At 65.7% G+C, this 14339-nt stretch carries 13 protein-coding genes and 1 rRNA gene; 2 read left to right on the top strand and 12 right to left on the bottom strand.

Annotated elements, in window-relative coordinates:
- The first annotated feature begins 14 nt into the window (after positions 1 to 14).
- A complete protein-coding gene (locus ABIB35_RS14220) occupies positions 15 to 1148 on the top strand; it encodes a bifunctional 2-methylcitrate synthase/citrate synthase (protein WP_354182378.1) in 1134 nt (377 codons plus the stop codon).
- 87 nt (positions 1149 to 1235) lie between these two features.
- Here ABIB35_RS14220 and ABIB35_RS14215 read toward each other — a convergent pair whose 3' ends face one another.
- A complete protein-coding gene (locus tag ABIB35_RS14215; protein WP_354182377.1) occupies positions 1236 to 1883 on the bottom strand; it encodes a MerR family transcriptional regulator in 648 nt (215 codons plus the stop codon).
- A 76-nt stretch (positions 1884 to 1959) separates the two neighbouring features.
- On the opposite strand from ABIB35_RS14215, the gene ABIB35_RS14210 reads away from it, so the two are divergent.
- Positions 1960 to 2436: a DUF4188 domain-containing protein gene (locus ABIB35_RS14210; protein WP_354182376.1), complete on the top strand. Its 477-nt coding sequence runs from the start codon at positions 1960 to 1962 to the stop codon at positions 2434 to 2436.
- 93 nt (positions 2437 to 2529) lie between these two features.
- Here ABIB35_RS14210 and ABIB35_RS14205 read toward each other — a convergent pair whose 3' ends face one another.
- From ABIB35_RS14205 to rrf, 11 genes are all read right to left on the bottom strand, one after another.
- Positions 2530 to 3051, bottom strand: a complete 522-nt coding sequence (locus ABIB35_RS14205) for an 8-oxo-dGTP diphosphatase (protein ID WP_354182375.1) — start codon at positions 3049 to 3051, stop codon at positions 2530 to 2532.
- Positions 3048 to 3989 (bottom strand): site-specific tyrosine recombinase XerD, encoded by a 942-nt coding sequence (gene xerD / locus ABIB35_RS14200; RefSeq protein ID WP_354182449.1) that lies wholly within the window; start codon positions 3987 to 3989, stop codon positions 3048 to 3050. Before xerD ends, ABIB35_RS14205 begins: the two co-directional genes overlap by 4 nt.
- Positions 3990 to 4354: 365 nt before the next feature.
- Complete coding sequence (locus tag ABIB35_RS14195; RefSeq protein WP_354182374.1) at positions 4355 to 5023, bottom strand: NUDIX domain-containing protein; 669 nt, start codon at positions 5021 to 5023, stop codon at positions 4355 to 4357.
- A gap of 7 nt (positions 5024 to 5030) precedes the next feature.
- Positions 5031 to 6725 carry a CTP synthase gene (gene pyrG / locus ABIB35_RS14190; protein WP_354182448.1) on the bottom strand — a complete coding sequence of 565 codons (1695 nt, stop codon included), beginning with the start codon at positions 6723 to 6725 and terminating at the stop codon, positions 5031 to 5033.
- Between the two features lie 50 nt (positions 6726 to 6775).
- Positions 6776 to 8503: a DNA repair protein RecN gene (recN, locus tag ABIB35_RS14185; protein ID WP_354182373.1), complete on the bottom strand. Its 1728-nt coding sequence runs from the start codon at positions 8501 to 8503 to the stop codon at positions 6776 to 6778.
- Entirely contained in the window at positions 8500 to 9474 is a 975-nt protein-coding gene (locus ABIB35_RS14180) for an NAD kinase (protein WP_354182372.1), read from the bottom strand. The genes recN and ABIB35_RS14180 overlap by 4 nt, the downstream gene beginning before the upstream one ends.
- 47 nt (positions 9475 to 9521) lie before the next feature.
- Positions 9522 to 10415 carry a TlyA family RNA methyltransferase gene (locus tag ABIB35_RS14175; protein ID WP_354182371.1) on the bottom strand — a complete coding sequence of 298 codons (894 nt, stop codon included), beginning with the start codon at positions 10413 to 10415 and terminating at the stop codon, positions 9522 to 9524.
- 4 nt (positions 10416 to 10419) lie between these two features.
- Complete coding sequence (locus tag ABIB35_RS14170) at positions 10420 to 10641, bottom strand: hypothetical protein (protein WP_354182370.1); 222 nt, start codon at positions 10639 to 10641, stop codon at positions 10420 to 10422.
- Positions 10642 to 10681: 40 nt separating this feature from the next.
- Positions 10682 to 11680 (bottom strand): HAD-IIA family hydrolase, encoded by a 999-nt coding sequence (locus ABIB35_RS14165; protein ID WP_354182369.1) that lies wholly within the window; start codon positions 11678 to 11680, stop codon positions 10682 to 10684.
- Between the two features lie 4 nt (positions 11681 to 11684).
- On the bottom strand, positions 11685 to 13826 hold the full coding sequence (locus ABIB35_RS14160; RefSeq protein ID WP_354182368.1) for a hypothetical protein: 2142 nt from the start codon (positions 13824 to 13826) through the stop codon (positions 11685 to 11687).
- Between the two features lie 425 nt (positions 13827 to 14251).
- Positions 14252 to 14339, bottom strand: a 5S ribosomal RNA gene (gene rrf, locus ABIB35_RS14155); the annotation flags it as partial.

Here is a 14339-nt window from a genome sequence, read left to right as displayed (position 1 = left end):
AGGAGTCTTTTGCTATGACAGATGAGCAGATCCATAAGGGGCTGGCCGGTGTCCTCGTTGACACCACCAAGATCTCCAAGGTTAATCCGGAGACCAATTCGCTGCTGTACCGCGGCTACCCCGTCCAGGACCTGGCCGCACGCTGCAGCTTCGAAGAGGTGGCCTACCTGCTCTGGAACAGCGAGCTTCCGTCCGCCGATGAGCTGGCGGAGTTCACGGAAGGCGAGCGTTCCCAGCGGGCGCTCTCCCCCGAGCTGAAGGCGGTCATTGATGCCCTCCCGGCAACGTGCCATCCGATGGACGTGTGCCGTACCGCGGCTTCGGTGCTGGGCGCCGAACATCCCAAGGCGGAGGACTCCTCCGTGCAGGCGAACATGGAAAAGTCGATCAGCCTCTTCGCGGCCATGCCCGCCGTCGTCGCCTACGACCAGCGCCGACGCCGCGGCCAGGACGTGGTGGAGCCCCGGGATGACCTGGGCTATTCCGCGAACTTCCTCTGGATGACCTTCGGAGAGGAGGCGGCTCCGGAGGTGGTGGAGGCGTTCAACGTCTCGATGATCCTGTACGCGGAGCACTCCTTCAACGCCTCCACGTTCACTGCCCGCGTGATTACTTCCACGCTATCGGACCTGCATTCCGCCGTGACCGGTGCCATCGGCGCGCTCAAGGGCCCGTTGCACGGCGGCGCCAACGAGGCCGTGATGCACACGTTCGAAGAGATCACCGAGAGCGCAGGCGAGGGCGACGTTGCCGCCCACGCCGCCGGCTGGCTGGATACTGCACTGGCAGACAAAAAGAAGATCATGGGCTTTGGCCACCGGGTCTACAAGAACGGCGACTCGCGGGTGCCCACCATGAAGGCGTCCATGGACAAGATGGTCAAGCACTACGACCGGGCGGATCTGGGCGAGCTGTACACGGCGCTGGAATCGGCCATGGGCGAGCGGAAAAACATCCTGCCGAACCTGGACTACCCGGCTGGTCCCGTCTACCACATGATGGGTTTTGACACGCCCACCTTCACACCGCTGTTCGTGGCCGCCCGGATCACCGGCTGGACCGCGCACATCATGGAGCAGCTGGAAGCCAACTCCCTGATCCGTCCGCTCAGTGTCTACAACGGACACGAGGAACGGCACATGGGTTAGGCAGCCACCGTTGGGTGCCCCGCGGACCCCGGAACGGCGGCAACGAAATTTCCTGCTCGTAGAACTCGCAGGAAACATTAAAGCCGCCTACTCCGGGGTCCGCTCTGCATTAGGCCACGGCGAGGCCTGCCTCGCGAATATCCGCGCGGAGGCATCCTGATGTGCCAGCCTGCGCAGCGCGAGCAGGAGCGGCTCAACCAGGACCGTCCCTAGCATGACGTACCTCAGGGCTTCGGCGGGGCTGCTTTGCGGGACCTCTTCCACCTCCCGGGCGGCTACCTCCCGCATGGCGGAGGCATACATCTCCAGAAACCCTTCCGGAGGCTCAAACCCTGCGTCCTCAAGTCCCTGAAGTGCCTGTTCCAGCCGGGATCGGGCGTCATGGTCTTCGGGATCCACGCTCCAGCCCCACTTCTCCAGCAGCGCGTCGGCCCGGGGGTGGCTGGTGGAGGGTTTAGGCAGCGCCGCCGCCGCGTGGGCGGCGATCCCCAGCAGGTCATGCGCAGATTCCGTCGGCTCATCCAGCTGCTCCAGCACCTTCCCGGCGGCGGCAACCGAAAGACCACCCGGCCCCAGCAGGGCCCGGATCAACCGCAGCCGCGATACATGCCCGGCGTCGTAGTCGGCCTGCCGCGGCGCCGTTCTCCGCCCCTCGTGGAGCAGGCCGGCCCGCAGGTAGTACTTGATGGTGGCTACGGAAATATCCGTCTCCACCGCCAGCTCTGAAACTCTCATCCGGACCCCCTTGTGCTGGATAGTCTAACTCTCTACTCTGGATACCATCACTATCCACACTACGGAGGGAGCCGTCATGGCTCGCATCATTCCGCACCGGATGACCCATGTGCACGACGGCCCCCTTGTGGTTTTCCTGATTGGCATGCGGATCAACCGGCCTTGGCGGCCGGATCTGTGGCTGCCGGCTTTCGCAGCCATGCCGCGCATGCTCGCGGAGCTATCCGCTGACCCGGACTCCGGGCTGTTGGGCTACCGGATCACCCTCGGCGCCGGAGGGCCGCTGGTGATCCAGCATTGGAAGAGCGCCGAGCAGCTGTATGCCTATGCCAGTCAGACCAACGCCCAGCATCGCCCAGCCTGGGCAGCCTTCAACCGGATTGCCCGCAAGGCTCCGGGGGCGGTGGGTATCTGGCACGAGACCTATGTTGTGGACCGTGCCGAGTCCATGTACGTTGGCATGCCCGCCACGGGCCTGGCGAAGGCCACGGCTGCCCGTTCTGTGGAGCCGGACAGCCGGGCCGCCGCGCGCCTGGGTCCGGCAACCCGCTAGCTCCACACTGGTTCCCAGGCATTGGGAACTGGTGGGGCTGGTGTGGTCCCATTAGCACCACCAGTCCCAGAGAGTGGGAACCTGTGCGGCAGTCTAGGAAAAGACGACGCCGACCACGCTCTCGTTGTCCTCCGCCAGGGTAACGACGGCGTCGAAGTACCTTTCCGCCAGGACTTCCGGCATCCAGTGGGCCGAGTCGGGCCACATTTGTGGATACGGGATCTCATTCACCGGGTACCAGAGGGGAACGATTTCCGACGACGGGGCAGGCTCTCCGGTCCAGCTGTGCACCCGGTAGACAACAGTGGACATGTCCCAATCCGGGCGGGCGGGAAAAATAAACTCGACGGTGCCGGCACGCTCAAGGTCTGCTTCCGCCACGGTGACCCCGGATTCTTCAAAGACTTCCCGCACGGCAGCCTGCTCCGGGGTCTCCCCCGGTTCCACATGCCCTCCGAGAGTCACGATCCGTCCTACTCCAAACCCGGTCAGCTTCAGGCCCATCAGCACTTCGGTTCCCTGCTGCGGTTTACCGCGCATGAGGAAGCACAGCACCACCGGCACTGCCCGGGTGGGCGGCCCGGGATTTCCACGCTCCGGAACGGCGCTGTTCACAGTGCCCGGGGGTGCGCGGCGGCGTAAACCTCGCGCAGGGTTTCGGCGGTCACCAGCGTGTACACCTGTGTGGTGGTCACGGACGCGTGCCCGAGCAGTTCCTGGACCACACGGACGTCGGCACCGCCCTCCAGCAGGTGAGTGGCGAACGAGTGCCGCAGGGTATGCGGGGACACATCGCGTCCAATCCGGGCCTTTTCGGCGGCGTTCTTCAGGATGGTCCACGCGCTTTGGCGGCTGAGCCGTCCGCCGCGGGCGTTGAGGAACAGCGCCGGGGTTCCCTTGCCCTTCACCGAGGCTGCAGGCCGGCCGCGGACCAGATACTCGTCCAGCGCCCGGGCGGCGTAGGAGCCCAGCGGCACCAGCCGTTCCTTGGATCCCTTGCCGAAGAGGCGCACAACGTCGGGACCGTTGGCCGGAATGCGCTCCAGCGACAGGTCATCGATGTCCAGGCCCACGGCTTCGCTGATGCGCGCACCGGTGGAGTACAGGAATTCCAGCAGTGCCCGATCCCGCAGACCCGTGGGGGTCTCGGTGGAGACGGCTTCCAGGATGCGGGTCACTTCGTTGACGCTGATGGCCTTGGGCAGGCGTTTGCCCGGCAGCGGCGGATGGACGTCTGCGGCCGGATCGGCGGTGGTCAGGCCTTCCAGCGCCCAGAACTTGTGCAGGCCTCGGACCGCGACGACGGTGCGGGCCGCCGAGCGCACGCTCAGCGCTGAGGCGCCGTCGGAACCTTCAACAATCGACTGTGCGAAGGCGGTGACGTCGTGCCGGGAGATGCGGGCCACCTCCTCCACACCGCGGGAGGCCAGGAACCGGGCATAGCGCAGCAGGTCCCGGCGGTAGGCGTCGAGGGTGTTCACTGCCAGTCCGCGTTCCACGGCCATGTGCTGCAGGTAGCCGCCGATGGCACGTCCGACGGCGGTGGCGCGCAGCTCGTCCGCGGCGGACGGACCCTTGGGGGCGGGAGTTTTCTTGGGCCTGGCGGAGGTTGTCGCCTTTACGGGCACCGTTTCGGCCGCCGGAGTTGCCTCGCCAGCAGGCTGGGGAGAGTTTTGGGGGCCGCTGGCCTTCGCCGCAGCGTCTCCGTCAGCCCTGTCCTGGGCAAGTGCCGCCCGCAGAAGTTCGGCGGGTGAATCCAGCCTCAGGGTGGCGTTGATGGAGGAGAAGTCAAAAACAACAGTGTCGTTGAGCTGCGCTGCCGACGGGGGCTGAAAGGGCGCAGAAGTGCCTACTGGAACCGGTGCAGGAGACTGTCCGCCTGCAGGTAGATCGGAGGCGGCCATAGCGGTCTTCAGTCCTAAAGAACGGGGCCCTGCGGCCAGGTGGAGTGCTGGGAGTGGTGTTCGGGCCAGGGTGCATCGCCCGGACGGAGGTTCGCGAAACCGGAGGGACGCGCGGCTGCCGCCGCGAGGACACCGGCTACTGCCGAGGGGCTGTGCATCCGACCGTCCAGGGCCGCCTGGACCGCATCGTCAAGATCGACCCACATGGTGCGGATTTCCGCTTCCTCGTGGGTGCGCACGTGCCGCTCGGCTGCGGGGATCTCGGTAATACCGCGGGCCAGGTAGATGCGCAGGGCTTCGCGGGACGAGCCGGGTGAGAGGAAGAGGTCGGTGAGGACGTTCCACTCTGCGGCTTTGATATCCGCTTCTTCGGCCAGTTCACGGGCCGCCCCGACCCGGAAGTCTTCGCCCTCGATATCCAGCAGTCCGGCGGGGATTTCCCACAGGGTCATTCGTACCGGGTGGCGGTACTGGTTGATCAGCAGCACCTGGCCTGCATCGTTCAGGGCCAGGATGGCCACCGCCCCCGGATGGCGGATGTAGTCGCGGACCAGGGGTTCGCCGTCGTCGGTCAGGGAGAACTTCTCGCTGACCACGTCCCAGACCCGCCCGGTGTATTCCACGGAGGAACTGAGCAGGCGGCGGGGACTTTGTTCGTCGGCGAACCCTCTGGTCTCGCTCATGGGATTACTAGCCCTTGCCGTTCTGGCGTGCCAGGGCGGCCTTCACCAAACCGGCGAAGAGCGGGTGCGGGCGCGTGGGGCGGGAGCTGAGCTCCGGGTGCGCCTGCGTGGAGACGTAGTACGGGTGGACGTCAGCGGGAAGCTCAACAAACTCCACCAGTCCGCCGTCAACCGTGGTGCCGGAGAAGGACAGGCCTGCCTCGGCAATCTGGTCGCGGTACTCGTTGTTGACCTCGTAGCGGTGGCGGTGACGTTCGGCCACTGCCGTCTTGCCGTACGTCTTGGCTACTACGGAGCCCTCTTCGAGCGTGGCGTCCCACAGGCCCAGGCGCATGGTGCCGCCCATGTCGCCCTCACCGGAAACGATGTGCTTCTGCTCCGCCATGGTGGCGATGACCGGGTACTTGGTGTCCGGCTCGAACTCGGAGGAGGACGCACCTTCCATCCCCACCACGTTGCGGGCGTACTCGATGACCATGCACTGCAGGCCCAGGCACAGGCCCAGCGTGGGGAGCTTGTTTTCCCGTGCGTAGGTCAGCGCGCCCAGCTTGCCTTCCAGCCCGCGGATGCCGAAGCCGCCGGGAACGCAGATGGCGTCCACGTCGCCCAATGCCTTGGCGGCACCTTCCGGCGTCGCGCACTCGTCCGAGGGCACCCAGCGGATGTTGACCTTGGTCTTGTTGGCAAAACCGCCGGCGCGCAGGGCTTCCGTCACGGAAAGGTAAGCATCCGGCAGATCCACGTACTTGCCCACCAGGGCAATGTCCACGTGGTGCTTGGGGTTGTGGACAACCTCGAGGAGCTTGTCCCACTTGGTCCAGTTGACGTCCTTGAACTTCAGATCCAGGTGCTGAACGATATACGCGTCCAGGCCCTGGGAATGCAGCGTCTTGGGGATGTCATAGATGCTCGGGGCGTCCGGGCAGCCAACGACGGCGTCAATGTCCACGTCACACATGCGGCCGATCTTGGCGCGCATGGCATCCGGCACCGGGCGGTCCGAGCGGATAACGATGGCGTCCGGCTGGATGCCGATGGAACGCAGGGCAGCCACTGAGTGCTGCGTGGGCTTGGTCTTCAGTTCCTGGGACGGGCCGATGTACGGCACGAGGGAAACGTGCAGGAAGAAGACGTTGTTGCGGCCAATGTCCTGGCGCACCTGGCGTGCGGCCTCCAGGAAGGGCTGGGACTCGATGTCGCCAACCGTGCCGCCGATCTCGGTAATGATGACGTCGGGGGTCTTCTTCGCCTCGGAGGGCAGGCGCATCCGGCGCTTGATCTCGTCGGTGATATGCGGAATGACCTGAACCGTGTCCCCGAGGTACTCGCCGCGGCGTTCCTTGGCAATAACGGTGGAGTAGACCTGGCCGGTGGTTACGTTGGCGGAGCCGTCAAGGCTCTCATCAAGGAAACGCTCGTAATGGCCAATGTCAAGGTCCGTCTCGGCGCCGTCATCGGTCACGAAGACCTCGCCGTGCTGGAAGGGGTTCATTGTGCCCGGATCCACGTTGAGATAGGGATCGAGCTTCTGCATGGTCACCGCTATGCCGCGCGACCTCAACAGATGGCCGAGACTTGACGCTGTCAGTCCCTTACCGAGTGAGGACGCCACGCCACCGGTGACGAAGATGTGTTTGGTCGTAGAAGACGACTTGGGAAACCTGGAATTTGATCGCTGCACCACGGAGTTCGAGCCTATCACCTTTTGTAGTTCTGAATTGGTCGTCATTGGATTATTCCTGCGGCATGGGACTACTGCTGCGGCGGATGACCCGCCGCAGCCAGGAGTTCGACGGCGTGCGCCCGGGCGGACTCGGAGTCCTCCTGACCCGCGAGCATCCTGGCAAGTTCCTTGATCCGCTCTGCATCGTCCAGCACGGTGACGTCGCTGGCGGTTACGCCGGTTCCATCTTCCTCCACTGCGGACATTTTAATCACGCGGATGTGATGGTCGGCAAAGGCGGCCACCTGCGGAAGGTGGGTGACCACAATCACCTGCACATGTTTGGCCAGCATGGCGAGCCGGCGGCCGATTTCAACGGCGGCCTTACCGCCCACCCCGGAATCAACCTCGTCAAAGATGAACGTCGGCACGGGGTCCACTGCGGCAAGCACCACTTCAATGGCCAGCATCACCCGGGAGAGTTCGCCGCCGGAGGCCCCCTTGCCCAGCGGCCGTGCCGGCGCGCCGGGGTGCGGTTGCAGGAGGAAGGAGATGCTGTCCGCTCCGTGCACTCCCAGCTCCTCCACCGGCGTGACCTCGATGAGCAGGTTGGCGTTGGCCATGGCCAGGGCGGAGAGCTCATCGCTGACCCGCCGGGCAAGATCGGCTGCGGCTTCGGTCCGCAGCTTGGTCAGGTCAGCCGCAGCCGAGGTGAGTCCCGTCTGAAGCTCGGAGATTTCCGACTCCAGCGCCTCAATCCGGGTACTGTCATCGCCGAGCTCCGCCAGCCGGACACGGCTGGTTTCGGCCCATGCCAGGACCTCGTCCACGGACGGAGCGAACTTCCGGGTGAGCGCTGAGATCTCGGCGCGCCGGGTTTCGACTTCGGCCAGCCGTTCCGGTCCTTCCCCGTCCAAGGAGGCGCTGTAGCTGGCCAGCTCGGTGGCGATGTCGGCCAGGATGTAGCCCACCTCCGCAAGCCGTTTGGCTGAGTCCGCCAGCGCCGGATCGTGCTCGCCGGCCAGTTCAAGCTGCCGTTTGGCCCCGTCCACCAAAGAGGTGGCATCGGAACCATCGGCAAAATCTCCGGCGATCAGGGCCTGGTGGGCACCCTCGGCAGCCGTGCGCAGTTCTTCGAAGTTGTTCAGCCGGGTTGCTTCGGTCTTGAGCGTTTCGTCTTCGCCGGGCAGTAGCTCCAGCGCGTCGATTTCCGCCAGGGAGGCCGTGAGGTATTCAGCCTCCCGCAGCCGTTCACGGGCCTGGTCCCGCAGGCTGGCCAGCTCAGCCACAGCAGAGCGCCAGCGGGCAAAGTCGGACTGGTAGGAGGACAGCAGGGCAGCAAGGGCGGGCCCGGCATACTTATCCAGTGCCTCACGCTGGGCGGCCGCGCTTTTGAGCCGGAGCTGGTCCGACTGACCGTGCACCGCCACCAGGTGCTGGCCCACCTCGGCCAGGACGCCCACCGGCGCGGACCGCCCGCCAACGTGCGCACGGCTGCGCCCGGCCGCATTAACGGTGCGGGCGAGCATCAGTTCAGTAACGCCGTCGTACGTTTCCAGCTCGGCGCCGGCGTCTTCCGCACGGGAAACCGCGGCGTTTTCCGGCGGCAGCCGGACCACGGCCTCAGCCAGGGCGGCTTTCGCTCCGATGCGCACGGCGCCGGCGTCGGTCCGGGCACCCAGCAGCATGCCCAGGGCGGTGATCACCATGGTTTTACCCGCGCCGGTTTCACCGGTGACCACTGTGAACCCCGGGCCCAGCTCCAGTGTGGCGTCGGTGATGACGCCGAGGTCGCGGATGCGGATTTCTTCGATCATGTGGCCAGCCCTCCGCTCCCAGCGGGCCGGCGGGTGAGCTCAACGCTGTCCGAGGGCTCTCCGGGGCCGCCTACGGGACCGCGCCACCCCTGGGTGGGCAGCTGGAACTTCCGGACCAGGCGTTCAGAGAAGGGAGTTGCGTGCGTCCTGGCCAACCGGACAGGGATCTCTGAGCGGGTCACTTCCACCCGCGCTCCCGGCGGCAGCTCAACGCTGCGGCGGCCGTCGCACCACAGCACTCCGGCAGCATTCGTGCGGGTCAGGATTTCCACTGCAAGGATTGAGGTGGGTGCCACAACGAGCGGCCGGGAAAAGAGCGCATGGGCGCTGATCGGAGCGATCAGGAGAGCTTCCACTTCGGGCCACACCACGGGGCCGCCGGCAGAGAAGGAATAGGCGGTGGAACCGGTGGGCGTAGCCAGGACCACGCCGTCGCAGCCAAAGGAACTGATGGGCCGGGCGTCCACTTCCACCACTACTTCGAGCATCCGCTGCCGGTCGGCCTTTTCGACGGCCGCTTCGTTCAGCGCCCAGGTGTGCGCAATCAGCCGGTTTTCCAACCAGACCTTAACGTCGATGGTCATGCGTTCTTCAACGGTGTACGACCGCTCGACCACCCAGTGCACGGTCTGCGCCAGATCGGCGCGTTCGCTTTCGGCCAGGAAGCCCACATGGCCCAGGTTCACGCCCAGCAGCGGCACATCGGTGCCGCGGACCAGTTCGGCTGCCCGCAGGATAGTGCCGTCGCCGCCCAGGACCATCCCCAGGTCCACACCGTCAAGGTCAATGTCCTCGTTGAGGATTTCCGTGGGAGCGGTCAGGACACCGTAAACGGACTGGATATCCTCCAGATCCTTGCGCCGCATGACCGGGGTAAGGCCTGAGGCGTGGAGCTGGGTGCAGGCTTCCTGGGCGGCAGTCATGGCAGCCCGCCGGCCGGTGTGGGCCAGCACGAGTATCCGTCTGCTCATGTCTGTATCGTCCTGTTCCGCTCCACGGGGAGCTGGTTGGAAATCCGTCAGTCTATTGCGGGGTCTTCCTCATCTGCGAACCGATCCGACGGCTTCGGTCCGGGTCCATCAAACCCGCCAAAGGCCTCATCCACCAAACGCCGGGCCGCAGTCTGTGCATCAACGGGCGCTTCGGGCACCGATGTTCCCGGTACCTGGCCGTCCAGCAGAGGGACCTGCAGCCAGAGGAAAAACTCCACGTTGCCGTTCTGCCCCGGCAGCGGACTACGCGCCAGGCCTGCAACACGCAGATTTTCCGCCAGAGCGGACTCCACCACCCGGGCAACCGCCATCCGGTGCTTCTGCGGATCCAGGACGACGCCGGCCTTCTCCAGCTTCTCACGGCCCACTTCAAACTGAGGCTTGACCATAAGCAGCAGGCTTCCGCCCGGGCGCGTCGCCCTGGCAAGGGCGGCCACCACCATGGTGAGGGAGATGAAGGAAAGGTCGGCAACGGTCAGGTCCACCGCTCCCCCAATGGCCTCAGCTTCCAGGTACCGGACATTCAGGCCCTCATGCACATCAACGCGCGGATCGTGGCGAAGGATCTCCACCAGCTGATCGTGCCCGACGTCGACGGACACCACGCGCTCGGCGCCGCAACGCAGCAGGACGTCGGTGAATCCCCCGGTGGAGGCTCCGGCATCCAGGCAGCGCAGTCCTGCGGGTTTGACCTGAGGAAAGGCTTCCAGGGCACCGGCGAGCTTGTGGCCGGCGCGGCTGACATAGTCCGGAACGCCGTCGTCGAGCACGCTGAGGGCATCTTCGGCTGTGACGGAGGCCGAGGCCTTGCCCAGCACGGTACCGGCACGGGCCACCCGGCCTGCGGCGATGAGTTTGGCCGCGTGGGTCCGGGAGCGCGCCAGTCCCCTGGTCACCAGTTCCTGGTCGAGTCTTGCCACTTTCCTAGCGCTCCTCTGGCGGTTCGGCGTTCAGTTCAGCCATCAGGCGGTCGTGGAGCGCGGTATACACGGCATGGTGTTCGGCCGTGGGCGTTTCGGGGATCGTCTCCAGTGCCGCCAGGGCAGCGTTGACCACCGGATCCTCCGTCTGCACGCGGGCCCGGGGCCAGCTGTCGGCAGAGGCCGGTGAATCCTCGCTCGTGTTCCCCATCTGGCTAATGTCCATCTGGCAGCTGCCCATTCCTTATCTACGGTTTGAACCCAGCTTATCCGCCGGCGGTGACAGTCCAGCTGAGCACCGGTGCGGTGGCGTTCTCCTCGTCAGGGCGGGCCTTCCACCATGCAGCGCAGGCGGCCCGCCAGCTGTCCAGATCACTGCTGTTCCCGGAAATCTCCAGGGTCTCCCCGTCCACCCGGGCGGCGGCCGCGCCGCAGCGGCTGACGTCGTCGCGCACTTCAACCTCCGGGTACGGCCGGTACAGTGCGTCGAGGTTTTCCATGAGGTACGTTGGCCGTTCCCGGGTGCGGGCGCCCAGCGCCGTCTGGGGCGTGTCGACGCCGGTGAGCACCATCGCCGTGGCGAACCCGGCGTTATTACCGCCGAGGATATCGGTGTCCAACCGGTCGCCCACCACCAGCGGGCTCTTGGCGTTCAGGTGGCGCGCCGCCGTCAGGAACAGCGGCGCCTCCGGCTTCCCCGCCACCAGGGGCGTCCTGCCCGTGGCTGCCGCAACGGCGGCCACCAGCGTTCCGTTGCCCGGGGCGATCCCCCGGGCCTGCGGAATGGACATGTCGGTGTTCGTAGCGACCCACACTGCGCCGCGTTCAACGGCAAAGGCCGCCTCGGCCAGATCCTTCCAGCCGAGCGCGGGATCAAAACCCTGGATGACGGCGTCGGGCCGGTCATCGGCGGAGCGCACCGGAACCAGGCCCTGTTCGCGGACCTGCTCGGTGAGCCAGTCGCTTCCGATGACCAGGACCGTGGACCCGGCCGGCACCGAAGCCGCCAGCAGCTCCGCACCGGCCTGAGCCGATCCGAACACCGTCTCCGCTGTTGCGGGCGCCCCCAACTCGCGCAGATGCGCGGCCACCGTTTCGGAGGAACGCGAGGCGTTGTTGGTGACGTAGGCAAGCTGCACACCCTCGCCGTCGAGGCGCTGTAACGCTTCGACGGCACCTGCAATGGCGTGCGGGCCCGCGTAGACAACGCCATCCAAGTCCGAAAGGACTGCGTCGTACCCGGCAATCAGCGAAGTATCCGGCATGGTGTTACGCGCGATCCTCGTCGACGTCACCGGCAGGTGAGTCAGCGGAGAACTCGTCGTTGTCGTTGCCGTCATACTGCGGCTCGACGGCGTTGTCGTCGTCGTCCTCTTCGGCTTCCAGGACGCCGATGACGCCTTCCTGATCGTCCGAGGGCAGAGTGTCGACGTCGTCGGTCAGGTCCAGCTCGCCGTTAGGATCCGCCGTCTCAGCTTCCACCGGAGCGGCGAACGGTGTGTCCGAACGCTCGACGCCGCGCTGGCTTTCACGGCTTTCGCCGTCGCGGTCTTCACGGCCGCGGCGCGGCTTCTCCGCCGTCTCCTCTTCGTCGTCGAGGTCGTAGATGTCCGGCTCGGCGAACTCCCCGATGCCGAGGGCCTTTTCGGCCAGCAGTGCACGGTTGCGCCACTGCTCGGCTTCCTCGTTGCGGTCGGCAAGGTCCAGGGCGTCGGCGTAGGCGCGGAACAGGCGCGGGCTGAAGGAGAACGCACGGTTCTTGTCCAGCTGCGGAATCTCCAGTGCGGTCACTGCGGCTTCGTACTGTTCCATATCCATCCGGGCTCCGGAGGCAACGATCGCCATGTCCACCTGGCCTGCGGTGTCCAGTTCCTTCGCCTCATCCGAGCGTGCGATGTCCAGGGCACGGTCCGCACGGCCGAGGCCGCGTTCGCAGTCAGCCATCATTGCCAGGTAGGCGTTGGAACCGCTGATGCGGCGGTAGGTACGGAATTCACGCAGCGCTTCGCCGAAGTTCTCCGACGCGTAAGCGGTCAGGGCAACGGCTTCGCGCACTGCTGCCATGCGTCCGCCGCGGCGGCTGGCAGCCAGAGCGTGCTGGAAGGCCAGCTCGGGATCAATATCGATCAGGCGACCGGCCATGACGAGGTGCTTGGAAACCCACTCGCCGTTGACTTCCTCCAGGACGCGCAGCTGGGCGCGGGTGACCTTGTCCAGCTCCTGGCCAGTGACATCGTCGTCGATCTCGGGCGAACGCTCGCGGTCGGGGCGGTTGGCGCTGCGGAGGTCGCGGGCGTTGTGCTTACGCTCGATGACCGGAGCATCCTCGCCCCGCTCCGGGCGGTCCTTCGAGAAGGACGGCTTACGGTCGTTATCACGTGCGGGCCGGCGGTCGTCGCCGCCACGGGCCGGACGGTCACCGAAGGACGGCTTGCGGTCACCGAAGGACGGCTTGCGGTCACCGAAGGACGGCTTGCGGTCACCGAAGGACGGCTTGCGGTCACCGAAGGACTTGCGCTCACCATCACGGGGAGGACGACGATCATCGCCACCACCGAACGAGGGCTTACGGTCACCACGGTCACCGAAGGACGGCTTACGGTCACCACGGTCACCGAAGGACGGCTTACGGTCGTTATCACGTGCGGGCCGACGGTCGTCGCCGCCACGGGCCGGACGGTCACCGAAGGACGGCTTGCGGTCACCGAAGGACTTGCGCTCACCATCACGGGGCGGACGACGATCATCGCCACCACCGAACGAGGGCTTACGGTCACCGAAGGACGGCTTACGGTCGTTATCACGTGCGGGCCGGCGGTCGTCGCCGCCACGGGCCGGACGGTCACCGAAGGACGGCTTGCGATCACCGAAGGACTTGCGCTCACCATCACGGGGCGGACGACGATCATCGCCACCACCGAACGAGGGCTTACGGTCACCGAAGGACGGCTTGCGCTCACCATCACGCGCCGGACGACGGTCATCCCCGCCCCCAAAGGACGGCTTACGATCACCACGATCGCCGAACGACTTCCGCTCACCATCACGCGCCGGACGACGGTCATCCCCGCCCCCAAAGGACGGCTTACGATCACCGAAGGACTTGCGCTCACCATCACGGGGAGGACGACGATCGTCGTCGCTGCGGGCAGGTCGGTCTCCGAAGGACGGCTTACGGTCCTTCGAGAAGGGCTTGCGGTCAGATGACGCGCCCCGGTCTCCGAAGGACTTCCGCTCGCCGTCTCGCGCCGGCCGGCCGCCGAAGGAAGGCTTGCGGTCTTCAAAACGCTTGGGAGCATTTCGGTCATTCGTGGCGGGACGCCCGCGGTCATCGCGCTTATCTGACGAGCTGCTGCTGCGGGCGGGGTTGTTTCCTTCGCCGCGCTGATCCCTGTTATTTTGCTCTGACATGCTGGTGAGTTCCTCTCGTCGTGAGCCGACCAACGGAATTTACTGCAGTCGCTCGTCACTATGGATATATAAGTTGGTTCTAAAGTTTGGGGGCCTAAACAGGCACAGTCTGATTCTAATGCAGGAGGGTTCCCTGTTGGTCATCCCTTGCCGTGAGTAACCGAAGGGATTAGGTGAGTCTTCCCACCTCTCGGCGACAAGAGGCCCTGGTAGCCTCAATGCGCACTGCCGCCGCCAAGGCTTGTGATTGCCGGCCTGGTTCATCGAGATGGCAGAAACGGTTCTTCCCGGGCCCCACACGGGCATCTACTGCTGGTTCGATGAGAGATTCACCACCCACCCCTGCCGAACCCCCGGCGGAACCCGAAAGCCGGGTTAAACAGGTAGGGCCCCGCAACCATGCGGGGCCCTACACTTCAAATATTGTCCGGCGGTGACCTACTCTCCCACATCCTCCCGGATGCAGTACCATCGGCGCAGTGGGTCTTAGCTTCCGGGTTCGGAATGGGACCG

This window comes from Arthrobacter sp. UYP6, from assembly GCF_040547315.1.
GTDB lineage: Bacteria > Actinomycetota > Actinomycetes > Actinomycetales > Micrococcaceae > Arthrobacter_B.
This window is presented reverse-complemented; position numbering and strand designations above follow the sequence as displayed.